Source organism: Klebsiella terrigena, assembly GCF_012029655.1.
Classification (GTDB): Bacteria; Pseudomonadota; Gammaproteobacteria; order Enterobacterales; family Enterobacteriaceae; genus Klebsiella; species Klebsiella terrigena.
Genome location: NZ_CP050508.1, coordinates 835,529 through 861,569 on the forward strand (window position 1 = coordinate 835,529; position 26,041 = coordinate 861,569).

Sequence of the window (26,041 nt, forward strand, 5' to 3'; positions counted from 1 at the left end):
TGTTCTATAATGCGCCTCAGGTATTCACATCTCGGACCATAATCATGACGCAAGATGAACTGAAGAAAGCAGTAGGCTGGGCGGCATTGCAGTATGTTCAGCCGGGCACCATCGTGGGTGTCGGCACCGGCTCCACGGCCGCGCATTTTATTGATGCACTGGGCACAATGAAAGGGCAGATTGAGGGTGCGGTTTCCAGCTCCGATGCCTCCACCGAAAAGCTGAAGGGCCTGGGCATTCCGGTTTTCGATCTCAATAGCGTCGACCGTTTAGGTATTTACGTAGACGGTGCGGATGAGATCAACGGCCATATGCAGATGATTAAAGGCGGCGGCGCGGCGCTGACCCGCGAGAAGATTATCGCCTCGGTCGCGGACAAGTTTATCTGCATCGCCGACGCCTCAAAGCAGGTCGATATCCTCGGCAAATTCCCGCTGCCGGTAGAAGTTATTCCTATGGCTCGTAGCGCCGTGGCGCGTGAGCTGGTGAAGCTGGGTGGCCGCCCGGAGTACCGTCAGGGCGTGATTACCGACAACGGTAACGTCATTCTCGATGTTTTCGGCCTCGAGATCCTCGACGCTATCGCGCTGGAAAATGCCATTAACGGTATTCCTGGCGTCGTGACGGTGGGTCTGTTCGCCAACCGTGGCGCCGATGTCGCGCTGATCGGCACCGCCGATGGTGTTAAAACCATCGTAAAATAATCCGTTCGGAGGGAGCGAATCGCTCCCTCGCAAATATTTTTTCTCCAGGCTGAATTTGGTGACTTCTGTCACATTTATGCAACTAGCCTGAGTAACAATCTACCTTTCTTTCCCTTTCTGGTTTTTTGTCCTGCTATTTCCCTCTGTGTGATATTTCTTCAGGACGTCGACGCAAACGTTCATATTGCTGCGATAGTTTTTTTTGATATGTTGCTGGGATGAAGTGTCGTTCCACACGACATCAGATAAGACAAAAACAGGACGGGGAAATGGCTAAGGTATCACTGGAAAAAGACAAGATTAAGTTTCTGCTGGTTGAAGGTGTGCATCAAAAGGCGGTGGATAACCTCCGCGCTGCAGGCTATACCAACATTGAATTTCACAAAGGCGCGCTCGATAGCGAAGCGCTGAAAGCATCGATCCGTGATGCCCATTTCATTGGCCTGCGCTCCCGTACTCACCTGACGGAAGAGATTTTCGCTGCTGCAGAAAAGCTGGTCGCCGTTGGCTGCTTCTGTATCGGTACTAACCAGGTCGATTTGAACGCGGCAGCCAAACGCGGTATCCCCGTCTTTAACGCCCCGTTTTCTAACACCCGCTCCGTTGCCGAACTGGTCATTGGTGAGCTGCTGCTGATGCTGCGCGGCGTCCCTGAAGCTAACGCCAAAGCGCACCGCGGCGTGTGGAACAAACTGGCGGTTGGCAGCTTTGAAGCGCGCGGCAAAAAGCTCGGTATTATCGGCTACGGCCATATCGGTACGCAGCTGGGCATTCTGGCCGAATCGCTGGGGATGCACGTCTATTTCTATGATATTGAAAGTAAACTTACGCTTGGTAACGCCACTCAGGTGCAGCATCTCTCCGACCTGCTGAACATGAGCGACGTGGTGAGCCTGCACGTGCCGGAAAATGCCTCCACCAAAAATATGATGGGTGCGGAAGAGCTGGCGCTGATGAAGCCTGGTGCGCTGCTGATCAACGCCTCTCGCGGCACTGTGGTCGATATCCCGGCCCTCTGCGATGCGCTGGCGAGCAAGCACCTGGCGGGCGCGGCCATTGACGTCTTCCCGACCGAACCGGCCACCAACAGCGATCCGTTCACCTCGCCGCTGTGCGAGTTCGACAACGTGATCCTGACGCCGCATATCGGGGGTTCTACCCAGGAAGCGCAGGAAAATATCGGTCTGGAAGTGGCGGGCAAGCTGGCGAAGTACTCCGACAACGGCTCAACCCTTTCCGCGGTAAACTTCCCGGAAGTGTCGCTGCCGCTGCACGGCGGTCGCCGTCTGCTGCATATCCACGAAAACCGTCCTGGCGTACTGACCGCCATCAACCAGATCTTTGCCGCTCAGAGCATCAACATCGCGGCGCAGTATCTACAAACCACCCCGCAGATGGGCTATGTGGTTATCGATATTGAAGCCGAAGAGGATGTGGCGCAGCAGGCACTGCTGGCGATGAAGGCGATCCCGGGCACTATCCGCGCGCGTCTGTTGTTCTGATTCATATCGAGGATCCCTGCGGGGATCCCTTTAACCTATGCATAAATCACTACTGAATACCGGCGTTCTCCTCCTGCTGCTGATCCTTGCATGGACGGGATGGGGAACTCACGACCGCCTGACGTGGCTGATGGAAGTGACGCCGGTCATTATCATCGTTCCGCTGCTGCTGGCAACGCGTTCGCGCTATCCGCTCACCCCGCTCCTGTACACGCTTATCTTCTTTCACGCCATCATTCTGATGGTCGGCGGGATGTATACCTACGCCAAAGTGCCGATTGGTTTTGACGTGCAGGCGTGGCTTAACCTAAGCCGCAATCCGTACGATAAGCTCGGCCACTTTTTTCAGGGGCTGGTGCCGGCGCTGGCGGCGCGGGAAATCCTTATTCGCGGCGGCTACGTCCGCGGGCGCAAGATGCTGTCATTTTTGGTGTGCTGCATCGCGCTGGCCATCAGCGCGACCTACGAGCTGATTGAATGGTGGGCGGCGCTGGCGATGGGGCAGGGGGCGGACGATTTTCTCGGCACCCAGGGCGACCCGTGGGACACCCAGTCGGATATGTTCTGTGCGCTGCTGGGATCGCTGGCGACTCTCTTCCTGCTAAGCGGCCGGCATAACCGGCAGCTGAAGACGCTCGGCTACCAATAACCTACGCCCACTGCCACAGCTTTGAGGGCGTGATCACCGCGGGCAGCGGGATATCCCACTGCTCCGTCGGCAGTACGTCAACCTGCTGGCAATCGTGGGCATAGCCGACGGGCTGCAGAGGATACTGGCGCCAGTTTTGCAGCGTCCTGTCGTAAAATCCCCCACCCATTCCCAGACGCTGGCCGAGCGCATCAAAGGCCACCAGCGGCGTAATCAGCACATCCAGCTGCGACAGCGGCAGCACGTCGCGCACGTCGAGCTTTGGCTCGTGGATTTTCAGGCGGTTTATCACCAGTTCGCTTTGCGGATGGTAGTGTAAAAACAGCAGGTTTCCCGGACTGAAAGGGTGGAGCACGGGGAGATAGACGCGTTTTCCCGCCCGCCACAGCTGCTCAATCAGCGGTCGGGTATCCAACTCGCCGTCGAAGGAAAGAAACAGCGCCACGGTTCGCGCGAGGGTCACCGGCGGATAGGCCATCATGCGGTTCGCACCCAGCGCGGCAAAACTGGCCTGCTGTTCAGGCGTCAGCGTGCGTCGAAGCTGGCGGATGTGCTGGCGAATCTGCTGTCGGGTTGAGCGGGTATCAGAAATTTGGGTCATGAAAGATCGCCTGATCTGGCATTATCACGTCACGACGTGAGCCGGTTATGCATGTAGGCGTAGTGTAATACAGAGTAGGTGTAATGCTGAATGTGAAGTGGTGCGAATGAAGCGCTAAAGAAGGGAATCTCCGAGATGCCGCCGCAGGCTGTAACCCTTGAACCCTTGGTTCAAGGTGAATGCGTCGTCACAGTTTTAAGGCTTCTCGGACGAACCGAGCATGCTCACCAACCGTGGAGCGCCACATTCTTGTGGTATGAAATATCGGCTCAGGGGACTGGCCCGCTTGCAAACATCTCAGAGAAATTTTGTTCTTGCGATTACTCTAACACAGTTAATTGCAAAGTGTTATTCAAACTTTGGCCCGGTTCTTTCGCTTATGCGACCTTGCTCAAGCAACGCTTGTTCGATGGTCTGCTGAAGCATCCGAATACGCTGTTCCATACTGGAGGCGTAGTCGCGGGTTTTCGCTTTTTCCTGAGTTAACTCATAGCTGATGTTCAACGCGGCGATGAAGACCAACTGCTCAGTATTTGTGACTCTAGTGCGTTCTTTTAAATCTTGCAACCGCTGATTCAGGTCATCAGCTGCCTGACTCAAGGCATCCCTTTGTTCAGGCGGGCAATTCACGCGAAGTGAACGGCCAAAAATTTGGAGATCGACGGGTTGTGCAGACATGCCACCTTCCTGCTGATTGACTGCGCGGCCTTCACGCCCATACCCGGGGCTACGAAGGGGCGACACTATAGCTACCCTGATGCGAAGGTACAAGCCCTATTCTGGTTCACCAGGGTCCAAAGTGGTAGCATATCATGAATATTCCTCCCAACGATGACGAATGCGCATGTCTATACAGAACGAAATGCCTGGTTACAACGCCGTAGACCAGTTACTGAACCAACAGGGCGTGGGCTTAACCCCGGCCGAAATGCACGGTTTGATCAGCGGGATCCTGTGCGGCGGTAATAAAGACAGCAGCTGGCAGCCGCTGGTGCACGACCTGACGAACGAAGGTCTCGCATTCGGCCACGAGCTGGCGCAGTCTCTGCGCAACATGCATTCCGCGACCAGCGACTCACTGGAAGACGATGGCTTTCTGTTCCAGCTCTATCTGCCGGAAGGGGAGAACGTGACCGTGTTTGAACGCGCCGATGCGCTGGCCGGTTGGGTTAACCACTTCCTGCTAGGCCTTGGTGTGACTCAGCCGAAGCTGGATAAGGTCAAAGATGAAACCGGCGAAGCCATCGACGATCTGCGCAACATTGCGCAGCTGGGCTACGACGAAGACGAAGACCAGGAAGAGCTGGAGATGTCGTTAGAAGAGATTATCGAGTACGTACGCGTTGCCGCGCTGCTGTGCCACGAAAACTTCTCGCGCCAGCAGCCAACCGCACCAGAAGTACGCAAGCCGACACTACACTAATTACAATTTGTTGAGGGGGCGTCATGACACAGCAGGAATTTCTTTCTCGTCGCCAGGCGCTGTTAGCGCAGATGCAGCCGGGCAGCGCGGCGCTCATTTTCGCCGCACCGGAAGCGGTACGCAGCGCAGATTCAGAATATCCCTACCGGCAGAACAGCGATTTTTGGTACTTTACCGGCTTCAATGAGCCTGAAGCCTTGCTGGTGCTGATTAAAAGCAACGACACCCATAACCATAGCGTGCTGTTTAACCGCGTTCGCGATCTGACGGCAGAGATCTGGTTCGGCCGTCGCCTTGGGCAGGAGGCCGCGCCCGCGAAGCTCGGCGTCGACCGCGCCCTGGCGTTCAGCGAAATTAACCAACAGCTGTTCCAACTGCTGAACGGCCTTGACGCCATCTATTTTGCGCAGGGCGAATATGCCTACGCCGATAAAATCGTCTTCACGGCGCTGGAGAAGCTGCGTAAGGGCTCGCGCCAGAACCTGCAGGCGCCAAACTCCGTCATCGACTGGCGGCCGATAGTGCATGAGATGCGCCTGTTCAAATCGCCAGAAGAGCTTGAGGTGCTGCGCCGTGCCGGAGAGATCTCCGCCCTGGCCCACACCCGGGCGATGGAAAAGTGTCAGCCGGGGATGTACGAATACCAGCTGGAGGGCGAAATCCTTCACGAATTCAACCGTCACGGCGCCCGCTTCCCTTCCTATAACACCATCGTGGGCGGCGGCGACAACGGCTGCATTCTGCATTACACCGAAAACGAGTGCGAGCTGCGCGATGGCGATCTGGTGCTGATCGATGCCGGCTGCGAATACCGCGGCTATGCGGGCGATATTACCCGCACCTTCCCGGTTAACGGCAAATTTAGCCCGGCCCAGCGCGAGATTTATGACATTGTCCTCGAATCGCTGGAAACCGCGCTGACGCTATACCGCCCTGGCACCTCTATTCAGGAGGTTAATCAGGAAGTTGTGCGGATAATGATCGTCGGCCTTGTGCGCCTCGGCATCCTTAAAGGGGATGTCGAAGAGCTGCTCGCCAGCAATGCGCACCGCCCGTTCTTTATGCACGGCCTGAGCCACTGGCTGGGGCTGGATGTACATGATGTCGGCCGCTACGACGCCGAGCGTTCGCGTATCCTTGAGCCGGGCATGGTGCTGACCGTTGAGCCAGGCCTGTACATCGCCACCGATGCCGACGTGCCGTCGCAGTATCGCGGTATCGGTATCCGCATCGAAGACGATATTGTGATAACCGCTGACGGCAATGAAAATCTCACCGCCGGGGTGGTGAAACGCGCTGACGATATCGAAGCGCTGATGGCGGCGGCGCGACGCTCATGAGCGTGCTGATCGTTGGCGGCGGAATGACCGGCGCGACCCTGGCCCTGGCTATCTCCCGGCTGACCGACGGCGCACTGCCGGTCCATCTGGTAGAAGCGGCGGCGCCGGAATCATCGAAGCATCCAGGATTTGACGCCAGGGCGATTGCGCTGGCGGCAGGCACCTGCCAGCAGCTGGCGCGCGTCGGTATCTGGCAGGAGATCGCCGACTGCGCGACGCCGATCCAGCGCGTGCACGTCAGCGACCGCGGCCACGCGGGGTTCGTCACGCTGGACGCTCAGGACTATGGCCTGGCAGCGCTGGGCCAGGTCGTTGAACTGCACGATATTGGCCAGCGCCTGTTTGCGCAACTGCGCGAGGCGCCGGGTATTACCCTGCACTGTCCGGCAAAAGTAGAGAACGTCGGCCGCCGGGAGGAGGGCGTCAGCATCACCCTGGACAGCGGTGAAACTATCGACGGCAGGCTGCTGGTGGCGGCGGACGGATCGCGCTCGACGATCGGCGCCCGCTGCGGTATCAGCTGGCAGCAGCAGCCCTACCAACAGCTGGCGATTATTGCCAACGTCAGCACCGCTTTGCCCCACGAGGGGCGCGCCTTTGAGCGGTTTACCGAGCACGGTCCCCTGGCGATGCTGCCGATGTCGCAGGGCCGCTGTTCGCTGGTGTGGTGCCACCCTCAGTCCCGCTATGACGACGTCCTGAGCTGGTCGGACGAACGTTTTTGCCACGAGCTGCAGCAGGCGTTTGGCTGGCGGCTGGGGCGGATTACCCACGCCGGGGCGCGCAGCGTTTATCCGCTGGCGTTAACCACCGCCAGCCGCGCCGTTTCCCATCGTCTGGCGCTGGTCGGCAACGCGGCGCAGACGCTGCATCCCATTGCCGGGCAGGGGTTTAACCTCGGCCTGCGCGATGTGATGAGCCTGGCTGAAATTGTGGCCGAGGCCGGCGGGCGCGATCCGGGCGATTACGCCTTGCTTGAGCAGTATCAGGCGCGGCGAGCGGATGATAAGTCCGCGACTATCGGCGTGACCGATGGCCTGGTTCATCTGTTTGCCAACCGTTGGGCGCCGCTGGTTGCGGGGCGCAACCTTGGCCTGATGGCGATGGAATTATTTACTCCGGCGCGCGATGCGCTGGCGCAGCGTACCCTCGGTTGGGTCCCCCGTTAAGGAGTTGAACGTGCAAAGTGTTGATGTTGCCATTGTGGGCGGTGGCATGGTGGGGCTGGCGGTTGCCTGCGGATTGCAGGGCAGCGGGCTGCGCGTCGCCGTCCTTGAGCAGGCTGAGCCACAGCCGCTGAGCGCCGATGCGCGGCCAGCGCTGCGGGTCTCCGCGATTAACGCCGCCAGCGAGAAGCTCCTGAGCAAGCTTGACGTCTGGCCAGCAATTATCGCCCGCCGCGCCAGCTGCTATCACGGGATGGAAGTGTGGGATAAAGACAGCTTTGGCCACATCAGCTTTGATGACCAAAGTCTGGGCTTCAGCCACCTCGGACACATTATAGAAAATGCGGTCGTTCACCACGCGCTGTGGCAAAAGGCGCAGCGCTGCTCTGACGTTACGCTGCTGGCTCCGGCGCAGCTGCAGCAGGTCGCATGGGGGGAGAACGAAGCCTTCCTTAGCCTGCAGGACGGCAGCATGCTCACCGCCCGGCTGGTGGTCGGCGCCGACGGCGCCAACTCGTGGTTGCGCAACAAGGCCGATATTCCGCTGACCTTCTGGGACTATCGCCATCACGCGCTGGTGGCCACCATCCGCACCGCGGAGCCGCATCGGGCCATCGCACGCCAGGCCTTCCACGGCGACGGTATCCTCGCCTTCCTGCCGCTCAGCGATCCGCACCTGTGCTCGATCGTCTGGTCGCTACCGCCGCAGGAAGCGGAGCAGATGCAGCAGGCGGACGAGGCGACGTTTAATCAGGCGCTGAATATCGCCTTCGATAATCGCCTTGGCCTGTGCCAGATTGAGAGCGAGCGCGAAGTTTTCCCGCTGACCGGCCGCTACGCGCGGCAGTTTGCCGCCCATCGTCTGGCGCTGGTTGGCGACGCCGCCCATACCATCCACCCGCTGGCCGGGCAGGGAGTGAACCTGGGCTTTATGGATGCCGCAGAGCTTATCGATGAGCTCAGGCGCCTGCACGCTCAGGGCAAGGATATCGGCCAGCATCTGTATCTCCGCCGCTATGAGCGCAGCCGCAAGCACAGCGCCGCGCTGATGCTGGCGGGAATGCAGGGCTTTCGCGAAATGTTTGCCGGTAGCCATCCGGCGAAGAAGCTGCTGCGCGATATCGGTCTCAAGCTTGCCGATACGCTGCCGGGCGTCAAGCCGCAGCTGATTCGTCAGGCGATGGGGCTAAACGACCTTCCTGGCTGGTTACGTTAAGCTCGTCACACTTCTCTCACCCGGCTTCGCGCCGGGTTTTCCCCTCTCATTTGAAATAATCTAATCTCACCCATTTTTTCGCATTAGTTTTATTAATGTCTGTCTTTTTTTGTTAAAGAAAATAGGCCCATTTTTTCGCATAAAATACCATCATGACCTGCTTTGTTCGGTGGTTATGTTAATTTTATGTGGCATTAATCGCTTTTTTCCAGTCAATAATTCTGTAGAGTTTTCGGCGAGTTTTGGTCATAAGCTAATGTGATGTCCTGATTTACCTTATGGTTTAGCGCCGGTTTCGGTGGTAAGTTCAGGCAAAAGATAACGTTTGCGTCGGCGCCAGCGAAAGGCCTCGACGCCGGATTTCGCGGGGCGAAATCGCCGCAAAAAAGTAGCTGGTTCCGTTTTATTCGACGAGGAAAAGATGGCTCAACAGACTCCGTTGTATGAACAACACACGCTGTGCGGTGCTCGCATGGTGGACTTCCATGGCTGGATGATGCCGCTGCATTACGGTTCCCAGATTGATGAACACCACGCGGTGCGCAGCGATGCCGGCATGTTCGACGTCTCGCACATGACCATCGTCGACTTCCACGGGAGCCGGGTGCGCGAGTTCCTGCGCTATCTGCTGGCTAACGATGTAGCGAAGCTCACCGTCCCTGGCAAAGCGCTGTACAGCGGAATGCTGACCGCTTCGGCGGGCGTTATCGATGACCTGATTGTCTATTTCCTGACGGAAGACTATTTCCGCCTTGTTGTTAACTCCGCGACGCGCGAAAAAGACCTCGCCTGGATCGGCCAGCAGGCTGAATCCTATGGCCTGGAGATAACCGTACGCGACGATCTGTCGCTGATCGCCGTCCAGGGCCCGCAGGCGAAAGAGAAGGCCGCCACCCTGTTTAGCGAGCAGCAGCGCCAGGCCGTTGCCGGCATGAAGCCGTTCTTTGGCGTACAGGCGGGGGATTTATTTATCGCCACCACCGGCTACACCGGCGAAGCGGGCTACGAGATTGCGCTGCCGAAAGAACAGGCCGCAGATTTCTGGCGCAGCCTGCTGGACGCGGGCGTGAAGCCCTGCGGCCTCGGCGCGCGCGATACGCTGCGCCTGGAAGCCGGGATGAATCTGTACGGCCAGGAGATGGACGAAGGCGTCTCCCCGCTGGCGGCGAATATGGGCTGGACCATCGCCTGGGAACCTGCCGATCGCAACTTTATCGGTCGTGAAGCGCTGGAGCTGCAGCGCGAAAAAGGAACCGAGCAACTGGTTGGTCTGGTGATGACCGAGAAGGGCGTACTGCGCGGCGGTCTGCCGGTGCGCTTTACCGATGCTGATGGTAATCAGCAAGAGGGCATTATCACCAGCGGGACGTTCTCCCCGACGCTGGGCTACAGTATTGCACTGGCACGCGTACCGGCGGGCATCGGTGAAACGGCTGTCGTACAAATCCGTAACCGCGAAATGCCGGTAAAAGTGACTAAACCCGTTTTTGTGCGTAACGGCAAAGCCGTTGCGTGATTCCCCCTTTTGGAGATGAATTGATGAGCAACGTACCAGCAGAACTGAAATACAGTAAAGAACACGAATGGCTGCGCAAAGAGGCTGACGGCACCTACACCGTTGGCATCACCGAGCACGCGCAGGAGCTGCTTGGCGATATGGTTTTCGTCGATCTGCCGGAAGTCGGCGCGGCGGTTGAAGCCGGTGATGACTGCGCCGTTGCGGAGTCGGTTAAAGCGGCCTCGGATATCTATGCTCCGATTAGCGGCGAGATCGTGGCGGTGAACGAAGAGCTCAACGACTCCCCGGAGCTGATTAACAGCGATCCGTACGCCGACGGCTGGATCTTCAAAATCAAAGCCAGCGATGAAGCTCAGGTCGCGGCGCTGCTGGACGCGACGGCTTATGCCGCGCTGTTAGAAGACGAGTAACTACGTTCATCCTTCACGCGGCGGGCGGGTTAGCTTCCCGGCTAACCCGCCCGCTGGCGTCACTGCCAGCCGCGTGAACGGTTTTGCGTAGAAAGGTCCGGTGAGCATGCGTGCAAAACCGGGCAAACCAGTCAGACAATTACGATTCACTGCACGTTTCAGGAACCATCGCTCATGACTCAGACTTTAGGTCAGCTTGAAAACCGCGGCGCCTTTATTGAACGTCACATCGGTCCGGATGCTCAGCAACAGCAGGAGATGCTGAATACCGTTGGCGCCGATTCGCTTAACGCCCTGATTGGCCAGATTGTGCCGCAGGATATTCAGCTGGCAACGCCGCCGCAGGTCGGTGATGCGACGACGGAATTCGCCGCGCTCGCGGAGCTGAAGGCAATTGCCGGGCGTAACAAGCGCTTTAAGTCTTACATCGGCATGGGCTACACCGCCGTGCAGCTGCCGCCGGTTATTCAGCGCAATATGCTGGAAAACCCGGGCTGGTATACCGCGTATACCCCTTATCAGCCGGAAGTATCGCAGGGTCGCCTCGAATCGCTGCTCAACTTCCAGCAGGTTACGCTCGATCTGACCGGGCTGGATATCGCCTCTGCCTCGCTGCTGGATGAAGCAACCGCCGGCGCGGAAGCGATGGCGATGGCGAAGCGCGTCAGCAAGCTCAAAAACGCGAACCGCTTCTTTGTGGCTGCCGACGTGCACCCGCAAACGCTGGACGTGGTCCGCACTCGCGCGGAAACCTTCGGCTTTGACGTTATCGTCGATGACGCGGACAAAGCGCTCGATCATCAGGACGTTTTCGGCGTGCTGCTGCAGCAGGTCGGTACGACCGGTGAAGTGCACGATTACGCAGGCCTGATTGCCGAGCTTAAAGCGCGCAAGGTCGTGGTGAGCGTGGCGGCCGACTTTATGACCCTGGTGCTGCTGACCGCGCCGGGCAAGCAGGGCGCCGATATCGTCTTCGGTTCCGCCCAGCGTTTCGGCGTGCCGATGGGCTACGGTGGTCCGCACGCGGCCTTCTTCGCGGCAAAAGATGAATTCAAACGCTCCATGCCAGGCCGTATTATCGGCGTATCGAAAGATGCCGCCGGCAACACCGCGCTGCGCATGGCGATGCAGACCCGCGAGCAGCATATCCGCCGCGAGAAAGCGAACTCCAATATTTGTACTTCCCAGGTGCTGCTGGCCAACATCGCCAGCCTGTACGCGGTCTTCCACGGCCCGGCTGGCCTGAAGCGTATCGCCAGCCGCATCCATCGCCTGACGGATATTCTCGCCGACGGCCTGCAGAAGAAAGGGCTCAAGCTGCGCCACGCGCACTACTTTGACACCCTCTGCGTTGACGTTGCCGATAAAGCGGCGGTGCTGGCGCGCGCCGAGGCGCTGGAAATTAACCTGCGCAGCGACATTCACAACGCGGTCGGTATCACCCTCGATGAAGCCACCACCCGCGAAGACGTGCTGAACCTGTTCCGCGCGATCGTTGGCGAGGCGCACGGGCTGGATATCGATACCCTGGACAAAGACGTTGCGCTCGACAGCCGTTCGATCCCGGCCAGCATGCTGCGCGACGATGCGATCCTGACCCACCCGGTATTCAATCGCTACCACAGCGAAACCGAGATGATGCGCTACATGCACTCGCTGGAGCGTAAAGATCTGGCGCTGAATCAGGCGATGATCCCGCTGGGATCCTGCACCATGAAGCTCAACGCCGCGGCGGAAATGATCCCGATCACCTGGCCTGAGTTTGCCGAGCTGCACCCGTTCTGCCCGGCAGAGCAGGCGGAAGGTTATCATCAGATGATCGCCCAGCTCTCCGACTGGCTGGTGAAGCTGACCGGCTACGACGCCGTGTGCATGCAGCCGAACTCCGGCGCCCAGGGCGAATATGCGGGCCTGCTGGCTATCCGTCATTACCACGAGAGCCGCAATGAAGGCCATCGCGATATCTGCCTGATCCCAAGCTCGGCGCACGGCACCAACCCGGCATCCGCGCAGATGGCAGGGATGCAGGTCGTGGTCGTGGCCTGTGATAAAAACGGTAACATCGATCTCGCCGATCTGCGTCTTAAGGCAGAGCAGGCGGGGGAAAACCTCTCCTGCATCATGGTGACCTACCCGTCGACGCACGGCGTGTATGAAGAGACCATCCGCGAAGTGTGCGAGATTGTGCATCAGTTCGGCGGCCAGGTTTACCTCGACGGCGCGAACATGAATGCGCAGGTGGGGATCACCTCTCCGGGCTTTATCGGCGCGGACGTGTCGCACCTTAACCTGCACAAAACCTTCTGCATTCCGCACGGCGGCGGCGGCCCTGGCATGGGCCCAATCGGCGTGAAGGCGCACCTGGCTCCGTTCGTACCGGGCCACAGCGTGGTGCAAATTGAAGGCATGCTGACCCGTCAGGGCGCGGTTTCCGCGGCACCGTTCGGCAGCGCCTCCATTTTACCTATCAGCTGGATGTATATCCGCATGATGGGCGCGGAAGGGCTGAAGCAGGCCAGCCAGGTGGCTATTCTCAACGCTAACTATATCGCGACGCGCCTGAAAGAGGCTTTCCCGGTGCTCTATACCGGCCGCGACGGCCGCGTGGCGCACGAATGTATTCTGGATATTCGTCCGCTGAAAGAAGAGACCGGCATCAGCGAGCTGGACATTGCCAAGCGTCTGATCGACTTTGGTTTCCACGCGCCGACGATGTCCTTCCCGGTTGCCGGTACGCTGATGGTTGAGCCGACCGAATCGGAAAGCAAGGTTGAGCTGGACCGCTTTATCGAGGCGATGCTGGCGATCCGCGGCGAAATCGAGCGCGTGAAAGCGGGCGAGTGGCCGCTGGCGGATAACCCGCTGGTGAACGCGCCGCACACCCAGGGCGAGCTGGTTGCTGAGTGGAGCCATCCGTACACCCGCGAGCTGGCGGTGTTCCCGGCAGGGCTGGCGAATAAATACTGGCCGACGGTGAAGCGTCTGGACGATGTTTACGGCGACCGTAACCTGTTCTGCTCCTGCGTACCGATGAGCGAATATCAGTAATTAGCTGATTAGACTATCTTTTAAAGGCGCTGCGGCGCCTTTATTTTTTGGGAGAACGCGATGACGGTAGCACTGATTAGCGGCGCGAGCCGCGGAATTGGCAGGGCGACGGCGCTGCTGCTGGCGCAGGAAGGCTATACCGTGGCGGTGAATTACCATCACAACGTGAACGCGGCGACGGAAGTGGTGAATGAAATTATTGCCCGGGGCGGCAAGGCTATCGCGCTGCGCGCGGATATTAGCGACGAGGCGCAGGTGATGGCGATGTTTGCCGGCCTCGATCGCCTTGGCGAACCCCTGAGCGCGCTGGTCAATAATGCCGGCATTCTGTTTACCCAGAGCGCTATTGAAGACCTTAACGCTGAGCGGATTAATCGGGTGCTGGGCACCAACGTCACCGGCTATTTCCTCTGCTGTCGCGAGGCGGTAAAGCGGATGTCGCACCGTCACGGCGGCAAGGGCGGGGCGATCGTCAACGTCTCTTCGGCGGCGGCGCGTCTGGGCTCACCGGGTGAATACGTTGATTACGCTGCGTCGAAAGGGGCGGTCGATACGCTGACTACCGGCCTGGCGCTGGAGGTGGCGGCGCAGGGCATTCGCGTCAACGGCGTGCGTCCGGGCTTTATCTACACCGAAATGCACGCCTCCGGCGGCGAGCCGGGGCGCGTAGAGCGGGTGAAAGCGGCGCTGCCGATGCAGCGCGGCGGGCAGCCGGAAGAGGTCGCCCAGGCGATCGCCTGGCTGTTGAGCGACAAAGCCTCCTACGTCACCGGCAGCTTCCTCGAGCTGGCCGGAGGAAAATAGCCTCCGGCCAGCGCAAACCCGGGCGTTACTCTACCCGGGCTCAGCGACTTATGACGCCAGCCACAGCCGCAGGCGCATCCCCCAGCCGCTGGTCCAGCCGGTGGTCACGGATTTCACCTCGCCGCGGGAAATCACCACCAGGGTGGGCGTCACCTGCACGTCCCACTGGCCTGAAAGCCGGCCGTCGGGATCGTTAACCGTCGGCAGCGCCATTTTTTTGCGCGCCAGCCACTTCTCCAGCGCCGGGTCATCGCCGGAGCGCAGCGCCACCGTCATCACGTTGCCGCCATCGGCAGCCAGCGCGGCGACGGACGGCGTGGTGTAGCGACAGATGCCGCACCACGTGGCCCAGACGTAGAGCAGCAGCGGGCGCTCCTCACTCATGGCGCGCAGATCGACCGTCCGGCCGTCAACGGTCTGCAGCGGCGTGCTGGTAAAACTCTGCGGCAGCGCGGGTCGGCGCAGATAATCCATTCCGCCGATAGTCGCCGCCACGAGCAGCAGCAGAATCATCAGTTCGCGCAGCCAGCGGCGCAGTTTACTGCGCATGGGATTGTGCCAGCTGCTCTTTCACCAGCCCCTCCAGGTCGGCATACGAAATGGCCCCCGCCACCATCTGGTCGCCGACGATGGTCGCCGGGGTCCCCTGAACGTTCAGCACCTGGGACAAAATCAGGTTCATCTTCAACGAATCCATCGTCTTATCATCCACCTGTACGCCATCGGTAGCGGTCTTCTGCCGGGCGGCGAGAATGCTGGCATCATCGTGATACCCCTTTTTCGCCATCAGCCGCTGGTGCAGCGCCCAGAATTTGTCCGGCTGCTGACGCCAGGTTGAGAGCGCGGCTTTGGCGGCGTTGACCGAGCTTTGTCCCTTAAACGGCAGCAGCTTGACGATCAGCAGGACGTCGGGATTATCGTGGACGATTTTTTCCAGCAGCGGGTCGAACTGCTTGCAGTAGGGGCAGTTGTAGTCGGTAAACGACACGATGGTCAGACGCGGCGCTTTGGCCCCGATGCGCGGGCTATTGGGATCGTTAAACAGCAGGTTCGCCAGCTGAGCGTCGGAGGATGATTCAGCCTGCGGCGCCGGAGCGGCGGAGGCGAAAGCTGAGATGCACAGCAGCAGGAGGGCGGTAATCGTTCTCATCATTATTGTCCTTTGGCGGCGGAGAGCGCGGCGAGCAGCGCGTCACGATTTAACAGCGCGGGGAGTATCTGGCCCTGGGCTAAATCCGGTCCGTAAATTTGGTTGAAGGGGACCGCGGCGCTGCCGCGAGCGTTCAGAAAGCGGCTGATGGTTTCCGACGGCCGGCTCCAGTCACCGCGCAGCGCCACCACGTCGGGCGCAGAGAGCGCGTCCTGCACATCATCCCGCAGCAGCACGTTGTATTTATTCGCTTTACAGGTCACGCACCAGTCGGCGGTCACGTCGATAAAGACCCGCTTATGGTCAGCCAGGGCGGCGGTAATGGCCTGCTCGCTGAGCGGCTGCCACTTCACCCGGTCACGCCGGGACCCTTGACCGTCCTGCGGGAAAACGAGGACGACCGCCGCCGCGACGGCCACGGCCAGCGCGCCGGCACGCAGCGCCGTACGCCAGCGGTAGCGCCAGGCCGTCGCCATCAGCAGTACGACCGCTAAAATCACCATCAGCGCGAGCACCGGCGTGCGGCCTGTGTGCACCGTCAGCAGGCTCATCAGCCACAGCGACGAGCCGAGCATCATCAGCCCGAGCACGACCCGCACGGCGTTCATCCAGCGGCCGGGACGCGGCAGGCGCAGGGCCAGCCCGGGCCAGGCGGCAACCAGCAGCCACGGCAGGCTCATGCCTAATCCCATGGTGAAGAAGATGCCCCACAGCAGAGGCAGCGGCGCGACCAGCGCCACCGAAACCGCGGTGCCGAGAAAAGGCGCGGTGCACGGGGTTGCCAGCAGCGTGGCCAGCGCGCCCTGGGAGAAATGCCCCATCAGACCGTTGCCGCCGCGGGTGGCGAGGAAGGTGCTGGCGCGGGAGGAGAGGCGGATCTCCAGCAGCCCCAGCAGGCTGGCGCTGAACAGGACCATCACTAGCGCCATGACGCCGATAAACCACGGATTCTGGAACTGGATCCCCCAGCCTAAGGCCTGATTACCGAGGCGCAGCAGCGTCATCATCAGCGCCAGGGCGAGGAAAGAGGTGACGATGCCGCTTACTGACGCGAGGAACTGCCGCCGCACCGCGCCGCGCTGGCGAACGTCGGTTTGCACCAGCGAGCCGAGCTTCATCGCCAGCACCGGCAGAACGCAGGGCATAACGTTGAGGATCAGCCCGCCGGCCAGCGCCATCAGCAGCGCCCATCCCCACGACGTAGCGGGAGTCGGGGAGGCTGCGCCGATGACGAGCGCGCTCTCCTGCGCCTGGCCGCCGTCGGCCAGCACCAGAGAGAGGCGCTGATTGCGCAGGTCCGGCGCCGCCTCGCCCCAGCCGTCTGTCACCGGCAGCGTGGCGGTAAGGGTGTCGCCCTTGATGGTAAAGGTGGGTTTAGCGAAATCGACGTCATCCATGCTATCGATAAACAGGGAGGGCTGCTGCCAGCCGGCCTCACGAACGGCGGTCACCGTGAGCCTGCCGCTGCTGTAGCCGGCGGAGAGGTGCGTCGTCAGCCCGTCGGGCAGCGGCAGTGTGCCCATTGCGCGGGCGTAATCGTAGCCAAAGTCGCCTCCCGCAGGGGCGGTCATATCCAGCGAGAAGGGATAGTCGGTCAGAATGCAGACGTTGCTGCAGGTGGAAAGCGTCAGCACGCCGCTCAGCGTCGCGGGTAGCGGGCCGCGGATCGCCATCGGGAAGCTGACGTTGCCGTCATAGCCCTGGGTCGAAATACCGGCGACGTCAAAACGCTGCGGCACCGGCCAGCGCCAGCTCACCTCCAGCGGCTGATGCCAGGCGATGGCGGGCGCGATCCCACCTTCGCCCGGCGAGCGCCAGTAGGTTTCCCAGCCCTTTTCCAGAGCCACGTCCAGCAGCAGGCGGGTGTCGCCGCTGCCCTCGTTTTGCGCGCGCAGCCTGACGCTGGCGTGCTGATTATCGGCGGCGCGTAGCCAGCCGCTGTCGGCGGCCTGGCTTGCGGGCAGCCATAGCCAAAGCAGGCAGACCAGCAGTCGCCTGAATACCATAAGCATAAATTTTCTCCGTAAATGATTGATTAACCTGAACTGTCAGGAAAATTCTCATTCACGGAAGACGCAGAGCCGCAGATGCACCCGTAGCCGGGGAGGGGAGATAACGCGGGGAGGCCACAGCCGCTCGATGCGCGGCGGCACTGCCGCCAGCACCGTCAGCAGAAGCGCGAAAACGAACAGCGCCCCTTCAAACAGCACCGGCGGTGAGGCCAGCAGCGACTTTGCGCTCAGCTCGCAGGGGGTGACCGGCGCTTCGGCGCTGTCCGAACTCTGCTGGGCGGACTGCGTGACGGCGGCGGCGTTCATGACCAGCGCGTGCAGCCCCGCCATACGCTGCGCGGTGCATACCAGCACCACCAGACAGGCAAGGACTACAAGAAGAATGGCTTTTCGCTGTCGCTTAATCATGATCGCCTCAAATATTCACGTGGCCTATCTTAGCGGGCGAACGCGTTTTGGCAATGTGAAAGCTGTAAAGAAGTGTCCGCAACAGGTGTCCGGGAGGGGCATGACTCCTCTCCCGGCAGGGGGAGAGGAGGAGGCAGAGCAAGAAATCAGAGGTTTTCGCCGTTGCTGGCAATCACTTCTTTATACCAGTCGAAGCTCTTTTTACGCGAACGGGACATATCGCCGGTGCCGTCATCGTGCTTGTTGACGTAGATAAAGCCGTAGCGCTTGCTGTACTGGCCGGTGGTGAAGGAGACGCAATCGATGCAGCCCCACGGGGTGTAGCCCATCAGCTCGACGCCATCGTAAGTGACCGCTTTTATCATCTCTTCAACGTGGGCGCGCAGGTAGTCGATGCGGTAGTCGTCATTGATGCTGCCGTCTTCTTCTACTTTGTCATAGGCGCCAAAGCCGTTTTCTACGATGAACAGCGGTTTCTGATAGCGTTCGTACAGCTCGCACAGCGCGTAGCGCAGGCCCACCGGGTCAATCTGCCAGCCCCAGTCGGAGGCCTTAACATGCGGGTTCGGTACGCTGCCTTCAAAGCCGGAAATGGCATCGCCGCTGCCGCCTTCGGCCTTCACGGCGTTGGTCATGTAGTAGCTGAAGCCGAGGTAGTCGCAGGTGCCTTCACGCAGGATCTGCTCGTCACCCTCTTCCATCCTGATGTTGAAGCCGCGTCGCTCCCACTCGTTCAGCACGTAGGTCGGGTAGTAGCCGCGCAGCTGCACGTCGGTGAAGACGTAGCGTTCACGCATCGACTCCTGAGCGAACATCACGTCTTCAGGCTTGCAGGAGAACGGATAGAGGGCAACCATCGCCAGCATGCAGCCAACCTGCATCTCGGGGTTGATACGGCGCGCCGCCTTCACCGCCAGCGCGCTGGCCACGAACTGGTGGTGCAGCACCTGGTACATGGTCTCTTCCGGGTTTTCATGCTCGGTATAGACCACGCCGGAGCAGCAGTAGCCGAACAGCGGCGCGCGCCAGTTACGCTGGTTGTTGATCTCGTTAAAGGTCATCCAGTATTTCACTTTGTGCTTATAGCGCTCGAAGACCACTTCGGCAAAGCGCACGAAGAAATCGACAACTTTACGGTTAGTCCAGCCGCCGTACTGCTGCACGAGGTGCAGAGGCATTTCAAAGTGGGAGAGGGTGATAACCGGTTCGATGTTGTACTTCAGCAGCTCATCAAACATGTCGTCGTAGAACTTCAGCCCCTCTTCGTTCGGCTGAGCTTCGTCGCCGAGCGGGAAGATGCGGGTCCAGGCAATGGAGGTACGGAAGCATTTGAAGCCCATCTCGGCGAACAGCTTGATGTCCTCTTTGTAGCGGCCGTGAAAATCGATGGCTTCGTGGTTCGGATAATATTTACCCGGCTCAACCTGGTGGGTTATCTCGCGCGGTACGCCGTGCGCGCCGCCGGTCAGCACGTCGCAAATGCTCGGGCCTTTGCCGCCTTTATTCCAGCCGCCTTCCACCTGGTGCGCCGCTACCGCGCCGCCCCATAAAAAATCTTGCGGTAAGGATATTTTTTTCATGGTTGCTAATCTCGTTTGATGATCCGTTGTTTTCGAGTCTAGCAAAGGGCATATAAATGTCACGATATAACAATTTCCCGCCGCTGGAATATGTTACATCGAAAAAACAGGGTGTTATTTTCAGGCTATTTTACGGGCTAATTTACGCCCGAGGCTTTCAAGAATATAAATGACCGGAATTTGCGTTGTAATATCGTAGACGCCGCCGATGCGCGTTTGCGGTATGTGCCAGGAGAGGTTGAAATCAGCCAGCTTCGCCAGCCGCGAGTGTTCGTGGCTGGTTATCGACATCACCTTGCAGCGATGGAGACTGAACTGGCCGGCAAAGCGCAGGATCTCTTCGGTTTCACCGGAAACGGAGAGGACGATCGCCAGCGCGTTGCGGGCCATATCGTTCGTCACCGGGAAATAGGGATCGTCGATGTGATTACTGAATTTCCCGACGTTCGAGAAGAAGCGCGCGCCATATTTCGCCAGCGCGCCGGAGGTTCCGGCACCGACGAAAATAATACGCTCCGAGGCGAGGATAATATCCACCGCGCGCTCGAGTAAATCATCAAATTCATCGTTATTGACGCTTTTAAAAAAGCTCATTATTTCGCTGGCGCCGATATTTGCCTGTTGAGGCTGGTTCTGCTCGAGATATAATTTAAAGCGGACGCGAAACTCTGAGTATCCCTCACACTGCAGCTTGCGGCAGAAGCGCAGCACGGTGGTGGTGGAAACGCCGGCGGCTTCCGACAGCTCGCGGATGGTCATATACATCACTTTGTCACGATTCTTAATGACGTAGTGGTAGACCATCATCTCAAGATTGTTGAGACTGGCAATAGCGGCGTGGGAGAACATACTCACGGTAATAACTCACAATTCAGAATGACCAGGACGGAATGATATCATGCAGCCGAATGACATAACCTTTTTTCAGCGCTTTCAGGACGACATCCTCAGCGGCCGCAAAACGATCACCATCCGCAATGCCGCGGAGTCGCATTTCAAGGTCGGCGACGTGCTGCGCGTCGGGCGTTATGAAGATGACGGCTATTTTTGCACGATTAGCGTGGTCGCGACCTCCACGGTAACCCTCGCCACGCTGAGCGAACGGCACGCGCAGCAGGAAAATATGACCCTTGCGCAGCTGCGGCAGGTCATCACGGAGATCTACCCGGATGAAGAGCAGTTTTATGTCATTGAATTCAAACTGCTTTGAAAATAGTGAACGACTGTTAGGTGAAATTTAACTGTAACATTATGATTTTAAACTGCTTACAAATATTCATCGTTTTATTTTAGCTAACAGGTGTTCACTGGAATCATTCTCAGTTACCCTAGGTAGGCGTTGAAAGATTTCACGTTTTTGGAGTCAAATATGGTTCGCAAACCATTAATCACACAGGGATATTCTCTGGCAGAGGAAATTGCCAACAGCATCAGTCACGGGATTGGGCTGGTGTTTGGTATCGTCGGCCTGGTGCTGCTGCTGGTGCAGGCGGTGGACGCTAACGCCGGCGCCATGGCGATTACCAGCTACAGCCTCTACGGCGGCAGCATGATCCTGCTGTTCCTCGCCTCTACGCTCTATCACGCCGTTCCGCATCAGCGGGCTAAGCTATGGCTGAAAAAATTCGACCACTGCGCCATCTATCTGCTGATTGCGGGTACCTATACCCCTTTTCTGCTGGTGGGGCTCAACTCGCCGCTCTCGCGCGGCCTGATGATCGTTATCTGGAGCCTGGCGCTGCTGGGGATCTTGTTTAAGCTGACCATCGCTCACCGCTTTAAAGTTCTGTCCCTGGTGACCTATCTGACGATGGGCTGGCTGTCGCTCATCGTGGTCTATCAGCTGGCGATTAAGCTGGCGGCTGGCGGGGTAACGCTGCTGGCGATCGGGGGGATTGTCTATTCGCTGGGGGTTATCTTCTACGTCTGCAAGCGGATACCGTACAACCACGCTATCTGGCACGGCTTTGTGCTCGGCGGCAGCGTGTGTCACTTCCTGGCGATCTATCTGTACGTTGCGCAGGTTTAAATAACCGGCGCGCGGCGATGGCCTGTCGCGCGGGTTACGTGGCGCGGATAGCAGCGTCAGCGCTGCCTGCGGGCAGAGCGCTGGCGCCATTATCCGCACGCGGAGAGCTACTCTTCTTCCAGCGAGTACGGCAGCGGGGTGATGCTTAACGTGCCGGCATCATCGCGAACGCGGAACACGCTATCCGCTTCCATGTCGTTGTTCATCACCACCTGTACCAGCAGATGACCATCATCTAACTGTACGGCGGCCAGCACGGTGCCGGTACGGCGCCAGTTCTCGCCCATCTGCAGCTCAAGATCTTCACCGGCCTGCGGAACTCGGCTGGCTTTCCCGGTCAGAGACCACAGCGCCCGCTTGTTGGCTCCGCGGAATTTTGCCCGTGCGACCATCTCCTGCCCGGTATAGCAGCCCTTTTTAAAGCTGATGCCGCCCAGCGCCTGCAGGTTAGTGGCCTGCGGCAGAAACTGCGCGCTGTTGGCGCTATCAATGACCGGTAAGCCGGCTTCAATATTCAGCGCCAGCCACTGCTGGCTGTTATTCAGCTGGGCATCGCTGCGCAGGGCTTCGGTCACCCGGGCGGCGGTTTCAGCGTCGGTCACCAGCAGGAAGCGCTCTGCCGGATGTTCAAACCACAGCAGGCTGGTCGCGCCGTCGGTCACCACCTGCTTGTCGGCATTTGGCAGCTCGCTGAACAGCGGTGCCAGCGCGGCGCGGGCCTGGAAGCCGGCGACGCCCAGCAGGACGAGTTCATCGTCCGCGGCGATGGTCACCTTAGAGAACACCGCGTATTTTTTCAGTTCGGTCAGCTGCGCGTCGCGCAGGCTGCGGCGCTCAATCCACGCGAAGCCGCCGTCGCGGCGAAACACGCGCAGGTTGCTCCACATTTTACCCTTGGCGTCACAGTGCGCGGCCAGCAGGTGGCGATCGTCAGCCAGCGCGCTGACGTCAGCGGTGACCTGTCCCTGCAGATATTTCTCCGCATCCTGACCGGTGATTGTCGCCAGCGCCCAGTCGTCGAGGGTCATCAGCGTTAACGGCAGCCGCGCGGAAGAAGAGGGCTGACGTGGAGGAAAAGGTGTAAAAGCCATAGTCATGTCCTGAATAGCTTAACGCAGAGTGAATGACTAATGGTAAAAGAGCTATGGTGCAATGCAAGCGCTTTCGGCAGGCCATTTGTGCCCTAAGGGCGCAAGTGGGCGAACGAAGGAAAAGGATAAGGCCATAATAAATTTGTGGTTTTTATGGAATGCTGCTCGCGCTTCTCGATAATGCTGTAAAGTAAGTGCTAAAAACGGGTTAAACTAACCTATAGCCTAAATAATTCGAGTTGCAGGAAAGCGGCAAGTGAGCGAGTCCCCAGGAGCTTACTCGGGTAAGTGGCTGGGGGAACGAACGCGGCTAACGCACATGCAACTTGAAGTATGACGGGTATATACCTTTACGCTGGAAGGATAACATGGACATTACTAATAAAGCCCGCATCCACTGGGCATGCCGCCGGGGTATGCGTGAACTCGATATCTCCATCATGCCGTTTTTCGAGTATGAGTACGATACGCTCAGCGATGAAGACAAGCTGCTGTTCATCCGGTTGTTAGAAAACGACGACCCGGATCTGTTCAACTGGTTGATGAATCATGGCGAACCCTCCGATGCCCAGCTGCAGCGGATGGTAAAATTAATCCAGACTCGGAATCGGGAACGTGGTCCTGTGGCAATCTGATTTACGCATTTCCTGGCGTTCGCAGTGGTTCTCGCTGTTGCTCCACGGCATCGTGGCGGCCATCGTCCTGCTGATGCCCTGGCCGCTCAGCTACACCCCGCTATGGCTACTGCTGCTCTCTCTGGTGGTGTTTGACAGCGTACGCAGCCAGCGGCGGATCCACGCCTGTCAGGGAGAAATAAAGCTGATGACCGATTCCCGACTGCGCTGGCAAAAAGCGGAGTGGGAAATAGTCGGCATGCCGTGGGTCATTAACAGCGGGATGCTGCTGCGTCTGCGCCATCCGCAAACGCGTCGCAGCCAGCACCTGTGGGTGGCGGCTGATAGCATGGATGCGAAGGAGTGGCGCGATTTGCGCCGGCTGGTGCTGAACAAACCAGCGCAGGACTAGCAGGATTAAGAGCCTGGAGCGTCAGGCTCTTGCTTAAGCTCAGGCGACTCAGGCGAACTGTTCGGCCATTTCCCCAAGGATTTGCTCGCACCAGCTCTGGATACGATCGTCGCTCAGGTCATACTGGTTTGTTTCATCGAGCGCGAGGCCAACGAACAGTTGGCCATCGGCGACGATCGGCTTCTGGCTGGTGAACTCATAGCCTTCGGTCGGCCAGTAGCCGATAAACTTCACGCCCCGGGTTGCCAGCCTGTCGTGCAGCATGCCCAGCGCGTCGAGGAACCACTCACCGTAGCCCAGCTGATCGCCCATGCCGTACAGCGCCACTATCTTATCCTGCAGATCCAGCGTCTCGAGCTGCGGCCAGATAGCCTCCCAGTCTTCCTGAATCTCGCCGAAATCCCAGGTGGGGATGCCGAGGATCAGCACGTCGTAGCCGGTCATCAGCTCAGGGGAGTCATCTTTCAGATTGTGCAAGGTCACTAATTCAGGACCGATAATATCGCGGATTTTCTCCGCAGCCATTTCGGTGTAGCAGGTACTGGAACCGTAAAAAAGGCCTATGTTCATGACGTAAACATCTCAATTCATGCTGTGACTTTGCGGCTAGTCTACCAGAAAGGTGATGATACCCGTCATACTTCAGGCAGCCCGCCGCCGCCGTTTTTGTCCAGTCGTGCGGCTTATTTGGGTATACTGGGGACGATTTAACGAGCAAAGAGGCCGATGTGGAACAGGATCTGGCACAAATCGAGCAGTTTCTTGATGCCCTGTGGCTGGAGCGCAACCTGGCGGAAAATACGCTGAGCGCCTACCGCCGGGACCTGACGATGGTCGTGGAGTGGCTGCACCATCGCGGGCTGACGCTTGGCAGCGTCAGCGGGGAGGATCTCCAGTCCCTGCTGGCCGAAAGGCAAACCGGCGGCTACAAGGCCACCAGCACCGCGCGGCTGCTGAGCGCGGTGCGCCGTTTTTTCCAGCATCTGTATCGGGAAAAAATCCGCACCGACGATCCCAGCGCGCTGCTGGCGTCGCCAAAACTGCCGCAGCGCCTGCCGAAAGATCTCAGCGAAGCGCAGGTGGACCGCCTGCTGCAGGCGCCGCTGGTGGAGCAGCCTCTGGAGCTGCGCGACAAGGCGATGCTGGAGGTGCTGTATGCCACCGGCCTGCGCGTCTCGGAGCTGGTGGGCCTGACGATGAGCGATATCAGCCTGCGTCAGGGCGTGCTGCGCGTGGTGGGTAAAGGCAACAAAGAGCGGCTGGTGCCGCTCGGCGAAGAGGCGGTGCTGTGGGTTGAGAACTACCTTGAGTACGGCCGCCCGTGGCTGCTGAACGGCGTCGCCTCCGACGTGCTCTTTCCCAGCCAGCGCGCGCAGCAGATGACCCGGCAGACGTTCTGGTATCGAATTAAGCACTACGCGGTGCTGGCGGGGATCGATAGCGCCAAGCTCTCCCCGCACGTTTTACGCCACGCGTTTGCGACGCATCTACTAAATCATGGCGCCGACCTGCGCGTGGTGCAGATGCTTTTAGGACATAGCGATCTCTCGACGACGCAGATATACACCCACGTGGCGACCGAGCGTCTGCGACAACTTCATCAACAGCACCACCCGCGGGCGTGAGTGCTGAATAAAAAGGATTGAGTATGAAAAAAGGTTTACTGATGTTCACCCTGCTGGCGGCAACGCTCTCCGGCGCGGCGCACGCCGATAGCGCGACGATTAAGCAGTCGCTGGCCAAGCTGGGCGTGCAGAGCACCGACATTCAGCCTTCGCCGGTTAGCGGTATGAGCACCGTACTGACCGACGGCGGCGTGCTGTACGTGACCGACGACGGTAAGCACATTATTCAGGGGCCGATGTACGACGTCAGCGGCGCCCAGCCGGTTAACGTCACTAACTCGCTGCTGGTGGGTAAGCTGAACGCGCTGGAAAAAGAGATGATTATCTACAAGGCGCCGCAGGAAAAACACGTCATCACCGTCTTTACCGACATCACCTGCGGCTACTGCCACAAGCTGCATGAGGAGATGAGCGACTACAACGCCCTCGGCATCACCGTGCGTTACCTGGCCTTCCCGCGCCAGGGGCTGCAGAGCCAGACCGAGCAGGATATGCAGGCCATCTGGTGCGCTAAAGATCGCAACAAAGCGCTGGATGACGCGATGGGCGGCAAAGGTGTACAGCCGGCCAGCTGCAAGGTTGATATCAGCAAGCACTACACGCTCGGCGTGCAGTTCGGCGTCAACGGCACGCCGGCAATGGTATTGAGCAACGGCTACGTGTTGCCGGGCTATCAGGGACCGAAAGAGCTGAAAGCCTTCCTCGATGAGCATCAAAAACAAACCAGCGGTAAATAAC

Annotated in this window: 27 protein-coding genes and 1 other RNA gene; 17 read left to right on the forward strand and 11 right to left on the reverse strand. The window is 59.1% G+C overall.

Annotation, left to right across the window (positions count from 1 at the left end):
• Positions 1–44: 44 nt before the first annotated feature.
• From rpiA to HCK03_RS04070, 3 genes are all read left to right on the forward strand, one after another.
• The gene (gene rpiA / locus HCK03_RS04055; RefSeq protein WP_041147166.1) at positions 45–704 is read left to right on the forward strand and encodes a ribose-5-phosphate isomerase RpiA; all 660 of its coding nucleotides are present in this window, start codon (positions 45–47) and stop codon (positions 702–704) included.
• A gap of 269 nt (positions 705–973) precedes the next feature.
• On the forward strand, positions 974–2,206 hold the full coding sequence (gene serA, locus HCK03_RS04065; protein WP_041147165.1) for a phosphoglycerate dehydrogenase: 1,233 nt from the start codon (positions 974–976) through the stop codon (positions 2,204–2,206).
• 37 nt (positions 2,207–2,243) lie between these two features.
• Complete coding sequence (locus tag HCK03_RS04070; RefSeq protein WP_041147164.1) at positions 2,244–2,855, forward strand: DUF2238 domain-containing protein; 612 nt, start codon at positions 2,244–2,246, stop codon at positions 2,853–2,855.
• A 1-nt stretch (position 2,856) separates the two neighbouring features.
• On the opposite strand, the gene HCK03_RS04075 is transcribed toward HCK03_RS04070, so the two are convergent.
• From HCK03_RS04075 to zapA, 3 genes are all read right to left on the reverse strand, one after another.
• A complete protein-coding gene (locus HCK03_RS04075) occupies positions 2,857–3,456 on the reverse strand; it encodes a 5-formyltetrahydrofolate cyclo-ligase (protein ID WP_135183988.1) in 600 nt (199 codons plus the stop codon).
• Between the two features lie 123 nt (positions 3,457–3,579).
• Positions 3,580–3,763: non-coding RNA, 6S RNA (ssrS, locus tag HCK03_RS04080), on the reverse strand.
• Between the two features lie 41 nt (positions 3,764–3,804).
• Positions 3,805–4,134, reverse strand: coding sequence for a cell division protein ZapA (zapA, locus tag HCK03_RS04085; protein ID WP_041147162.1), 330 nt, complete (start codon positions 4,132–4,134; stop codon positions 3,805–3,807).
• Positions 4,135–4,300: 166 nt separating this feature from the next.
• Between zapA and HCK03_RS04090 the strand changes: the two genes are divergently transcribed.
• From HCK03_RS04090 to HCK03_RS04125, 8 genes are all read left to right on the forward strand, one after another.
• Positions 4,301–4,879: a YecA/YgfB family protein gene (locus tag HCK03_RS04090; RefSeq protein ID WP_123551966.1), complete on the forward strand. Its 579-nt coding sequence runs from the start codon at positions 4,301–4,303 to the stop codon at positions 4,877–4,879.
• Positions 4,880–4,902: 23 nt separating this feature from the next.
• Positions 4,903–6,219 (forward strand): Xaa-Pro aminopeptidase, encoded by a 1,317-nt coding sequence (gene pepP, locus HCK03_RS04095; RefSeq protein ID WP_076948137.1) that lies wholly within the window; start codon positions 4,903–4,905, stop codon positions 6,217–6,219.
• Complete coding sequence (gene ubiH / locus HCK03_RS04100) at positions 6,216–7,388, forward strand: 2-octaprenyl-6-methoxyphenyl hydroxylase (protein WP_167691173.1); 1,173 nt, start codon at positions 6,216–6,218, stop codon at positions 7,386–7,388. The genes pepP and ubiH overlap by 4 nt, the downstream gene beginning before the upstream one ends.
• Before the next feature lie 10 nt (positions 7,389–7,398).
• Positions 7,399–8,601, forward strand: a complete 1,203-nt coding sequence (ubiI, locus tag HCK03_RS04105) for an FAD-dependent 2-octaprenylphenol hydroxylase (protein ID WP_041147158.1) — start codon at positions 7,399–7,401, stop codon at positions 8,599–8,601.
• Between the two features lie 421 nt (positions 8,602–9,022).
• Complete coding sequence (gene gcvT / locus HCK03_RS04110; RefSeq protein WP_041147157.1) at positions 9,023–10,117, forward strand: glycine cleavage system aminomethyltransferase GcvT; 1,095 nt, start codon at positions 9,023–9,025, stop codon at positions 10,115–10,117.
• 23 nt (positions 10,118–10,140) lie between these two features.
• Positions 10,141–10,530 carry a glycine cleavage system protein GcvH gene (gcvH, locus tag HCK03_RS04115; RefSeq protein ID WP_041147156.1) on the forward strand — a complete coding sequence of 130 codons (390 nt, stop codon included), beginning with the start codon at positions 10,141–10,143 and terminating at the stop codon, positions 10,528–10,530.
• 174 nt (positions 10,531–10,704) lie between these two features.
• Positions 10,705–13,578, forward strand: a complete 2,874-nt coding sequence (gcvP, locus tag HCK03_RS04120; RefSeq protein WP_076948133.1) for an aminomethyl-transferring glycine dehydrogenase — start codon at positions 10,705–10,707, stop codon at positions 13,576–13,578.
• A 60-nt stretch (positions 13,579–13,638) separates the two neighbouring features.
• A complete protein-coding gene (locus HCK03_RS04125) occupies positions 13,639–14,382 on the forward strand; it encodes an SDR family oxidoreductase (protein WP_148250356.1) in 744 nt (247 codons plus the stop codon).
• Between the two features lie 48 nt (positions 14,383–14,430).
• Here HCK03_RS04125 and HCK03_RS04130 read toward each other — a convergent pair whose 3' ends face one another.
• The 6 genes from HCK03_RS04130 to HCK03_RS04155 form a co-directional block, all read right to left on the reverse strand.
• Positions 14,431–14,931: a protein disulfide oxidoreductase gene (locus HCK03_RS04130; protein ID WP_167691174.1), complete on the reverse strand. Its 501-nt coding sequence runs from the start codon at positions 14,929–14,931 to the stop codon at positions 14,431–14,433.
• Entirely contained in the window at positions 14,921–15,532 is a 612-nt protein-coding gene (locus tag HCK03_RS04135; RefSeq protein ID WP_041147152.1) for a DsbA family protein, read from the reverse strand. Before HCK03_RS04135 ends, HCK03_RS04130 begins: the two co-directional genes overlap by 11 nt.
• Positions 15,533–15,534: 2 nt before the next feature.
• The gene (locus HCK03_RS04140) at positions 15,535–17,544 is read right to left on the reverse strand and encodes a protein-disulfide reductase DsbD family protein (protein WP_167691175.1); all 2,010 of its coding nucleotides are present in this window, start codon (positions 17,542–17,544) and stop codon (positions 15,535–15,537) included.
• Between the two features lie 48 nt (positions 17,545–17,592).
• Entirely contained in the window at positions 17,593–17,952 is a 360-nt protein-coding gene (locus HCK03_RS04145; protein ID WP_167691176.1) for a copper resistance protein, read from the reverse strand.
• A gap of 146 nt (positions 17,953–18,098) precedes the next feature.
• A complete protein-coding gene (locus HCK03_RS04150; RefSeq protein WP_041147149.1) occupies positions 18,099–19,532 on the reverse strand; it encodes a 6-phospho-beta-glucosidase in 1,434 nt (477 codons plus the stop codon).
• A gap of 120 nt (positions 19,533–19,652) precedes the next feature.
• Positions 19,653–20,381: a MurR/RpiR family transcriptional regulator gene (locus HCK03_RS04155; protein ID WP_045857150.1), complete on the reverse strand. Its 729-nt coding sequence runs from the start codon at positions 20,379–20,381 to the stop codon at positions 19,653–19,655.
• A 49-nt stretch (positions 20,382–20,430) separates the two neighbouring features.
• On the opposite strand from HCK03_RS04155, the gene yqfB reads away from it, so the two are divergent.
• Positions 20,431–20,742, forward strand: coding sequence for a N(4)-acetylcytidine aminohydrolase (yqfB, locus tag HCK03_RS04160; protein WP_076948127.1), 312 nt, complete (start codon positions 20,431–20,433; stop codon positions 20,740–20,742).
• Positions 20,743–20,901: 159 nt separating this feature from the next.
• Entirely contained in the window at positions 20,902–21,561 is a 660-nt protein-coding gene (gene trhA, locus HCK03_RS04165) for a PAQR family membrane homeostasis protein TrhA (RefSeq protein WP_041147747.1), read from the forward strand.
• A gap of 107 nt (positions 21,562–21,668) precedes the next feature.
• On the opposite strand, the gene ygfZ is transcribed toward trhA, so the two are convergent.
• On the reverse strand, positions 21,669–22,652 hold the full coding sequence (ygfZ, locus tag HCK03_RS04170) for a tRNA-modifying protein YgfZ (RefSeq protein WP_167691177.1): 984 nt from the start codon (positions 22,650–22,652) through the stop codon (positions 21,669–21,671).
• A 368-nt stretch (positions 22,653–23,020) separates the two neighbouring features.
• Between ygfZ and sdhE the strand changes: the two genes are divergently transcribed.
• Both sdhE and HCK03_RS04180 read left to right on the forward strand, forming a co-directional pair.
• Entirely contained in the window at positions 23,021–23,287 is a 267-nt protein-coding gene (gene sdhE / locus HCK03_RS04175; protein ID WP_041147145.1) for an FAD assembly factor SdhE, read from the forward strand.
• Positions 23,268–23,678: a protein YgfX gene (locus tag HCK03_RS04180; protein WP_041147144.1), complete on the forward strand. Its 411-nt coding sequence runs from the start codon at positions 23,268–23,270 to the stop codon at positions 23,676–23,678. The genes sdhE and HCK03_RS04180 overlap by 20 nt, the downstream gene beginning before the upstream one ends.
• A 48-nt stretch (positions 23,679–23,726) precedes the next feature.
• Here HCK03_RS04180 and fldB read toward each other — a convergent pair whose 3' ends face one another.
• On the reverse strand, positions 23,727–24,248 hold the full coding sequence (gene fldB / locus HCK03_RS04185; protein WP_041147143.1) for a flavodoxin FldB: 522 nt from the start codon (positions 24,246–24,248) through the stop codon (positions 23,727–23,729).
• Positions 24,249–24,406: 158 nt separating this feature from the next.
• Here fldB and xerD point away from each other — a divergent pair, with 158 nt between their 5' ends.
• Positions 24,407–25,303: a site-specific tyrosine recombinase XerD gene (xerD, locus tag HCK03_RS04190; protein WP_041147142.1), complete on the forward strand. Its 897-nt coding sequence runs from the start codon at positions 24,407–24,409 to the stop codon at positions 25,301–25,303.
• 23 nt (positions 25,304–25,326) lie between these two features.
• Positions 25,327–26,040, forward strand: coding sequence for a bifunctional protein-disulfide isomerase/oxidoreductase DsbC (gene dsbC / locus HCK03_RS04195; RefSeq protein ID WP_076948124.1), 714 nt, complete (start codon positions 25,327–25,329; stop codon positions 26,038–26,040).
• The last annotated feature ends 1 nt before the right edge of the window (position 26,041 follow it).